This is a genomic window from Pseudoalteromonas sp. S4492 (assembly GCF_005886115.1).
GTDB classification, from domain to species: domain Bacteria; phylum Pseudomonadota; class Gammaproteobacteria; order Enterobacterales; family Alteromonadaceae; genus Pseudoalteromonas; species Pseudoalteromonas gelatinilytica.
This window is the reverse complement of the sequence record NZ_PNCP01000077.1, coordinates 26575-34657: the sequence shown is the minus strand read 5'-3', so window position 1 is coordinate 34657 and position 8083 is coordinate 26575. Positions and strand designations below refer to the sequence as shown.

Genomic DNA, 8083 nt, shown 5'->3' with positions numbered 1-8083 from the left:
GAGTTGCGAGTTGCGAGTTTTACAAAAATAATTGCCTGTTTGAGAAGTGCAACCTCCAGAAAGAACTAAGGCGTAGCTACTAGCCACGCCCCAATCTTGCTACTTCCATGATTAAGTATCCTTACTTATGCCGAAGCTGCCTTTTTATCTTTCCCCTGAACGGGTATACATCCGATACACCCACCATGCTACCTCTTGTAGCATTTAACACATCCTAGTGCCGTCCTCTTGCCGTCAATGGCTATCCACTTCGTTTTCCAAACGCTCCTTTAGCTTCCTGCTAAAATCATCCTTTGGTCAGTCCTTTTCAATCGCTCCGCGATTGTACTGCATCCTGGCAGTGTCCTCGTTCTTCCTTGCTTCCCTAGCTCTTGTCCCTTTGCTTCCTGCTAAGCATCTTGCTTTGTTGCCATAATCCTAATCCTTGGCATCAGTTCATTCATTGAACCTGCGTCTTCTTGACATGATTAAGTTTAGAGAAACGGAGAAATCTTGGTAGGCATAAAAAGTAATTTTTTCTAAGTCACAAAAATGACAAAAACAATAAATCCTTTAAAATCATTAAAATAAACAGTTTTAGGTACAAATTTAACGGCATTAAACTGATAAAACTCACAGCAATGTGAGATTTATCTCACATTGCTATTTCCAAAACGTCCTTTCGTCACTGTGCAGCTTTGAACATCAAGTCACCTTCGACTTGGTTAAAGCTCAAGGCTTTGAACACCTCAAATCCTTCAGAGCTAAAGAATTCGCGTTGTTCAGAGCGAGTAACAAAAACTGCTAATCCACTTGCTTGATTGCTTGATTCAACTAAATCATCAAGGCCTCGCAGCAGATATCGGCCTAAACCTTGCCCTTGAAAATGTGGATCAACGGCAATAAAGGCTAAAAATAAGTAATGACCTTTGGTCGACAGTGCTTCACGAATAGTGCGCTCCTTTTCTATAAGCTGATTGGTTTGCAAGTAACCTGCACTGAGCATCAGCTTTAATCGCCAATGCCAGTATCGCTCAGCTTGTAGCTCACTTGCCGAATCAAATACACACGCAATAGCTTTTAATCTACTTTGTGAGTAAAGGCCTATTAATGGCTGTTTTTCTTGCCAAAAACTTGCCAGTTCTTCACGCACTAAGGCACGTAGTTTAGTTTCATATTTACTTGGATTATCTTGTTGAAAACCTAACACGTTCTGAAGAACAGGATCATCATGATAGGCTTGATAGATAAGGCTTGCGGCAGTGCTGATGTCTTCAGCACTTAGGTATTGCACACTTAAGGTTTCGGGTTCAGCAACTGTCAAAATACTCATCCTTTTATTTGTTTTATTATTTTAGTACTAGACTATAAGGTATATACCCTACTGCGATTAAAGACAAATTCAGCGTAAGTTAAACTGCTGTTCATCATCATTAAGTTCAAGCAGTAATAATTATCGCCATACACAAGGAGCAGAACTATGGATACGACAAAACATGACATTTCGACCCTATTTGCACAACTCGGTTTGCCAAGCAAAGAAAGTGAAATAGATGCTTTTATAGCATCGCATCAACTGTCTGATACGACCCTCTTGCAGGAAGCACCTTTTTGGGATGAAGCTCAGCAACACTTTTTAGCAGAATCACTTGCTGAAGATGGAGCTTGGAGCGAAGTGATTGATGAATTAGATGCAAGGTTACGTCAGTAATGTTTCGCTTTCTTATTTACACGCTCTCAAAGCAAACTTTTAGTGTGTAAATAAGGAAAGTAATTTCACTCCACATCTATTATTGCTACCATACGCGCGCACTGCAGCCCATATACTGCGGTGCTTTTTAGTCTTTTATTAAAGAGTTTATACGAAAATGAATGCCGTTGTATTTGATGCAATTAAAACCCTTCTTGATGAAGGTAAAACCCCAACAGTTGCCCTAACCAAAAGTAAGCTAACTCAACCTATGCCGATGCCTGTGATCATCGCAGCGGTTAGCCAATATAAAAACAACCCGGATTCAATTAAAAATTTCATTAATAACCCGTCAAATGAACAAGTAAGTACAGCCAATGAAAGTCAATTGGATCGTATTGAGGCTAAATTAGATAGGTTATTAGCACTGCTTGAGAAAAAATAATGTTTGTTGTCGATCTGACTTTTGATTGCTACCAAGATACCACCCTAGAGCTTGCTGAGCAGGCGATAAACCGCCTTGTTAATGCACTTCGTTTTAACGGCCAAATCATTGGTGATGAATTTCCAACGGTTTTAAAAGATGGATTTTTCATTACCCGTGTGATGTGCCCAACCGAAGATGCGATGCATCCGCTCAACCATAGCCCGTTTGTAAAGCACAGTATTGAGCAATTACACACCGCGGGCTTACTGGCACCAAAAGTAAAAGTGATCGGCCAAGACATTCACTCAAATGGTGCAGACATGTGCCATGATCCATCGTGCTATATTTTATATACCACGTATGTGCATACCTGCAGCCCACTTTATTGTGGTGATGACTTTTTGCCTGTGCCGTTATTTCGCATTCCGGCAATTGCCAATGGCGATTACAAAACACTGATAAAATGGCAAGAAGACTGGCAAGCGTGCGATCAAATTCAGATCAATGGTGCAACCCGTTGTGAATTTCCTGCGCTTGAAGAGCTAACTAGTATCAAGAGTGACTTATATCGCCGTGGTCGCGATATCACTAAGCGTATTAGTTTTCTAACCAAGAAGCCTGTTTATTATTATTTATATCGTGTTGGCGGCGTTGATAAAGAGTCGGAGCTTAAACGTCGTTGCCCAAGTTGCGATGGCGAATGGAAATTACCTGAGCCATGGTTTGGCTTATTTGATTTTCGTTGCGAGCCTTGTGGCATTGTTTCGAATATCTCGTGGGACTTTCAATAGCTTAATAAAGGCAATAACCAGATACATGAAAGGGGCAACCGCCCCTTTTTACTTTTTAAGCTTATACCGCTACTTTGTCCAAAAACTCACTGATGCTAGTTGCTAGCACATGATGTGGTTTTTTACCCACGTACTCTAAACAAACCTCACCGCTTTCGACTAATACCGTGATCAGCAGATCATCTTGTTCTGTGAGGCCAATAAACACGGTTTCTGGCTGCTTTAACTTACGCTTCATTAATACGTGACCGGTAATATTTTGCTGTAAGCGGCTAAAATCATCTTCATTCCATGCTTGTAGCAGCTCAATGTGATGATCATCAACACTCAATAACAAATTACCCGCATAGACATGACCAAACAATGGGCTTAAATCTTCAGGAAACGATAGTTCGAGTGCCTTGGCTAAGTCTTCTAAACTGCCAGCAGGTTGTTGCGGAACTGCACGCCACTGAATAAGCCCCTGATCATCAACTTCGCCCTGCTCACAGGGACTTGGCCATGCTGAATCATGTTCAATAACAGGAAGCTTTCCTGTGCGTTCGAGGCATTTTTCACTAAATGCTTGATGTAACTTATCTAGTTTTGTAGAAACAGACATACTGCGAAACTCATTGGCTTTAGGTATAATGCCGCCATTGTAACTACAAAAGTGTAAAGATGACAGATTACAGCAACTCACCCGAACTGAAAAACAGTGTTCTTGGTAAAAGCACAGAGTATGTAGATACCTACACACCCAGTTTATTGTTTCCTATTGCCCGCAAATTAAACCGTGATGCATTAGGTGTTAGCGAAGATAACTTACCGTTTAAAGGCCAAGATATCTGGACTGGCTATGAATTATCGTGGCTAAATAGCAAGGGTAAGCCAATGGTCGCTGTGGCAACATTTGTATTTCCTTGCCAAAGCAGTCACATCATTGAGTCAAAGTCATTCAAACTGTACCTAAATAGCTTTAATCAGACACGCTTTGAAACGCGAGATGACGTTCACCAAGCACTGAGCAAAGACTTATCCGCTGCGGTAAATGCACCCGTGATCGTTACTTTATACCAAGCAGATGATTTCAATTGTTTGCCATTTACAGCGTTACCGGGCGTATGTATTGATGATCTGGATATCGAAATCACCAGCTATGATATTGATGCCAGCTCACTTCGCCATAATGGTGATGAGGTTGTCTCAGAAACCTTACACAGTCATTTGCTAAAATCGAATTGCTTGATCACTTCACAGCCTGATTGGGCGAGTGTGATTATTCGTTATAAAGGCCAAGCAATTTGCCATGAAGCCTTATTAAAATACTTAATTTCGTTTCGAACTCATAACGAATTTCATGAACAATGTGTAGAGCGTATTTACTGCGATTTAATGCAGCAATTAAACCTCGAAGAGCTTGAAGTGTATGCGCGTTATACACGCCGTGGCGGTTTAGATATCAACCCTTATCGCTCAACGAATCAAGATGAAACCCCCTTCAAGGTAAAAATTAATCGCCAATAACTTTATGGCAATAAAAAACCGAGTTGTGAAACTCGGTTTTTTATTGTCTGAAGATTCGTTACAGGTAATTATTCGTCTTTAAAAATACCCACATACGTTGGTGATGTATTTGATTTACTCGCACGATACATACCTGCGGTGTTAAACGGTAAACTAATGTTACCTTTAGCATCAATGATGATCACACCACCTGTGCCCCCGACAGGCATTAATACATCGTGGATCACTTCGTTACCCGCTTCGACAATGGTTTTACCTTGGTATTTTACACGAGCACAAATATCAGCTGCCACATTGTAGCGAATAAAATACTCACCATGACCTGTCGCAGATACTGCACACGATTCGTTTTCAGCAAAGGTACCCGCACCAATCACGGGTGAATCCCCCACGCGACCAAAGCGTTTTGCTGTCATACCACCTGTTGAAGTACCAGCAGCGATATTGCCGTTTTTATCAAGTGCAACCGCTCCAACAGTGCCCATTTTATAATTAACTGGTAAGGCTTTGTGTGCAGCTTGGTAGTCTTTACTGGTGACTTTTTGTTTATCGAGCTTTTCTTTTGCTTTTAATAATGCTTTGTAGCGATTTTCAGTATCGAATAGATTGTTTTCAACCAGTGGCATACCTTGAGTTTTTGCAAACTCTTCTGCACCTTGACCACTAAGCATGACATGCACTGATTTTTCCATCACTAAGCGTGCCAGGTTAATTGGGTTTTCAATGTGTTTAACCCCAGCAACAGCACCGGCTTGGCGTGTACGACCATCCATAATTGATGCATCAAGCTCATGTGCACCGTCATAAGTATATACAGCACCGCGACCTGCGTTGAAATACGGCGAGTTCTCAAGCACATTAATTGCCGCAGTGATGGCATCTAGGCTCTCACCGCCCTTTTCTAGCACCGCATAGCCTGTTTCAACGGCTTCTTTTAATTTAGCGCGATAGGCTTTTTCTTGTTCTGGCGTGAAGCGGCTCTTTTCAATCGTCCCTGCACCGCCATGAATAGCGATAGCGAAAGGTTGATCACTACTGTGGCTTAAAGTACTAAATGATAATGCGCTAAGCGCAATAGCTGAGGTGAGAAATGTTTTTAACATAGGGGCACTTTTATTTATTTTAGTTTGTAAGCCCAATGTGAATAATTCGGCGCTGGTTTTCAAGCTTTAACCGATGAAAGAAACAAAAAAAGCGCCTAATGGCGCTTTTTTTCAGCAGTTTAAAATTAAGCTTTAGCTGCTTTTAAACGTGCTAAACGTGCAACTTGATGAGTAGACGTTAAGAAAGAGTAGATTGGTGCTAGGTAGCCACGCTTACGAAGGTCTAAGAACTCTTCATCGCTTAGTGAGTTAAGTTTTTTCTCGTCAACAAGGTAGATACCGTTGATGTCTTTTTTCTCACCTTTGATTTCTACCGTTAGCGTTTGAGCTACTAGTAGTTCTTTGTCTGCAAGGTACTTAGTGAATGCTTCAGTTACCTGAGAGAACTCGATGAAAGAAACAAGTGCTTCTTTACGACGCTTAAGGTATTCAGTTTCTTCACCGTTTTCGAAAAGTGCATTACCTGTCTCTTCACTTACAAGCGGGCTTGCTTCGTCGATTACGATACCAAATTGGTCAGCTTCAGGGTGCTTAACAAGACCAAGTGGGTAACGAGTCATAGACATAGGTGCAAATGCAGCTGTCCATTTGTCATCTTGAATGAAAAGGTTTTCGCCTGGCTCTAGACCAAATAAAGCAACTGCTTGGAATTGACCTGATTCGTTGTTTTTAACAAATGCCATTGGGAATTCATTTGCGATGCGTGCAAATTCGTGTGCAACCACAGGTACTAAGTGCTGAGATTTCATGAACTCGATGTTGATGCCATTTTGAATTTTAGTGTTGGCATGTTTTTCGTTATGTAAAGGCTGTACTTGTTGCTCCGCCATGATACTGCTCCATTAATTTTATAATATGTTTTTGCTGTTAGTGCCCAAAGCCTATAGGTTTTGGCAACAAAAAGGAAGTGAAAATTTTGTGGCAGTTTGTACATACTTACTTAACATTTATTTATCAGCAGCTTTGATCTCAATCTATTCTTCTCTAAAAAGCCGAAAAGCTTAATGACATCGCTGTCACACCTTGTATACTTGATGAAAATGAACGTTAATTAGGCAAATAGTATGAGCTCTTCACAACTAATAAAAAAAATTACAATTGTGGGTGGTGGTTCGTCTGGCTGGATGACAGCAGCGTATTTGAATCACTTTTATAACAAAACCGAAAAAAACGTCGAAATCACCTTAGTCGAAAGTAAAGATATTGGTATTCTAGGTGTCGGTGAAGCGACCGTACACAGCATCCGATTTTTCTTTGCCGCGATGGGTCTCGATGAGCAAGAGCTACTAAGAGAAACACAGGCAACTTATAAAACAGGTATCATGTTCAAAAATTGGATGAAGCCTGTTAATGGTAAAATGCATGAATACTTTCACCCATTTGAGCAAATAAAAATAGGCGATAACTTTGATATTTCTACCTCATGGGTTTTATCACAGCAAAACTCTGGTATGCGTTACGATGAAGGGACCTGTATTTCATCAGCTTTAATTAAAGCCGGCCATGGACCAAAAGCGATCAATTCCCCTCCTTACCAAGGTGTAGCTCCTTATGGGTATCATATAGACGCTAATCAACTAGCACGCTTTTTACGAAAAAAAGCAACGGCAGCAGGTGTAAATCATGTGGAAGCAACTGTCAGTAAGGTCAATTGTGACGGTGAGAGAATTATCAGCGTTGCGACCGACGCAGGAACGTTTCAGGCTGATTACTTTATAGATTGTACTGGATTCAAAGGCTTGCTGATAAATGCTGTTAGTGATGATAACTGGATTAGCTATGAGGATGCTCTTCCATGCAATAAAGCTGTTGCTGTTCAACGCCATTATCCAGAAGGAATAGAACCTAAACCATACACAGAAGCTACAGCATTATCGAATGGATGGGTATGGCAAATTGATCTAGTAAATCGCCAAGGTACTGGCTATGTTTACGATGGTTCAAAGCTGAGCAAAGAACAGGCCGAGCATGAATTAAAGTCTTTTTTAGGCCCAGAATCTGAGTTTATTAAAACATTACATATTGATATGCACATTGGCCGTCGAAAACGTTTTTGGGTAGGTAACTGTATCTCAATTGGCCTGTCTGGTGGGTTTATCGAGCCCCTTGAATCAACTGGACTACATCTGATCAATTTAGGTGCTCGGTTATTATCTACTCACCTTGTCAATCGCCAAGTAAGTCAAGAAATCCAAAATTCATATTCAACATTGATGATCAATGCATACGAAGATCTAAAGCAGTTTATTGTCTTACATTATTGCATTACTAACCGAGACGACTCAGAGTTTTGGCTTCAAGCACAGCAATCTGTTGAATACTGCCCAGAACTAAAGCAAAAGCTTGCAATTTGGAAGCACAAAATATGTGAGTATGCAGATTTACAAACGGCAAGTACCTCATGTTTTAACGACGAGAACTACCGTTTCATCCTTTATGGCATGCAATATTATCCTGACTTTTCATATTCATATGATAAAAACAGAATGGATGCTTTATTTAGTAAAGTAAAAGAACGCTGCCAACAAGCGGTTAATTTTACTCAAACACATCAAGCATCATTAGCTAAATTACATAGCTAGAAAAG

The 8083-nt window shown here is 40.6% G+C and carries 9 protein-coding genes; 5 read left to right on the top strand and 4 right to left on the bottom strand.

The window, feature by feature from the left end; translation table 11 throughout:
• Positions 1-664: 664 nt before the first annotated feature.
• A complete protein-coding gene (locus CWC28_RS20260; RefSeq protein WP_063706980.1) occupies positions 665-1312 on the bottom strand; it encodes a GNAT family N-acetyltransferase in 648 nt (215 codons plus the stop codon).
• 147 nt (positions 1313-1459) lie between these two features.
• Here CWC28_RS20260 and CWC28_RS20255 point away from each other — a divergent pair, with 147 nt between their 5' ends.
• The 3 genes from CWC28_RS20255 (at position 1460) to CWC28_RS20245 (ending at position 2887) form a co-directional block, all read left to right on the top strand.
• On the top strand, positions 1460-1690 hold the full coding sequence (locus CWC28_RS20255) for a DUF2789 domain-containing protein (RefSeq protein WP_036969581.1): 231 nt from the start codon (positions 1460-1462) through the stop codon (positions 1688-1690).
• Between the two features lie 157 nt (positions 1691-1847).
• Positions 1848-2114: a hypothetical protein gene (locus CWC28_RS20250; RefSeq protein WP_063706978.1), complete on the top strand. Its 267-nt coding sequence runs from the start codon at positions 1848-1850 to the stop codon at positions 2112-2114.
• Positions 2114-2887 carry a Zn-ribbon-containing protein gene (locus CWC28_RS20245; RefSeq protein WP_063706975.1) on the top strand — a complete coding sequence of 258 codons (774 nt, stop codon included), beginning with the start codon at positions 2114-2116 and terminating at the stop codon, positions 2885-2887. The genes CWC28_RS20250 and CWC28_RS20245 overlap by 1 nt, the downstream gene beginning before the upstream one ends.
• Before the next feature lie 61 nt (positions 2888-2948).
• Here the strand turns inward: CWC28_RS20245 and syd are convergent, their stop codons facing one another.
• Complete coding sequence (gene syd, locus CWC28_RS20240) at positions 2949-3488, bottom strand: SecY-interacting protein (RefSeq protein WP_063706973.1); 540 nt, start codon at positions 3486-3488, stop codon at positions 2949-2951.
• A 59-nt stretch (positions 3489-3547) separates the two neighbouring features.
• Between syd and queF the strand changes: the two genes are divergently transcribed.
• Positions 3548-4393, top strand: coding sequence for an NADPH-dependent 7-cyano-7-deazaguanine reductase QueF (queF, locus tag CWC28_RS20235; protein ID WP_063706971.1), 846 nt, complete (start codon positions 3548-3550; stop codon positions 4391-4393).
• A gap of 68 nt (positions 4394-4461) precedes the next feature.
• Here queF and CWC28_RS20230 read toward each other — a convergent pair whose 3' ends face one another.
• Both CWC28_RS20230 and CWC28_RS20225 read right to left on the bottom strand, forming a co-directional pair.
• Positions 4462-5496, bottom strand: a complete 1035-nt coding sequence (locus tag CWC28_RS20230) for an isoaspartyl peptidase/L-asparaginase family protein (RefSeq protein ID WP_105175168.1) — start codon at positions 5494-5496, stop codon at positions 4462-4464.
• Between the two features lie 125 nt (positions 5497-5621).
• A complete protein-coding gene (locus tag CWC28_RS20225; RefSeq protein WP_063706969.1) occupies positions 5622-6326 on the bottom strand; it encodes a SapC family protein in 705 nt (234 codons plus the stop codon).
• Positions 6327-6560: 234 nt separating this feature from the next.
• On the opposite strand from CWC28_RS20225, the gene CWC28_RS20220 reads away from it, so the two are divergent.
• Positions 6561-8078: a tryptophan halogenase family protein gene (locus CWC28_RS20220; protein ID WP_105175169.1), complete on the top strand. Its 1518-nt coding sequence runs from the start codon at positions 6561-6563 to the stop codon at positions 8076-8078.
• Positions 8079-8083: the final 5 nt, after the last annotated feature.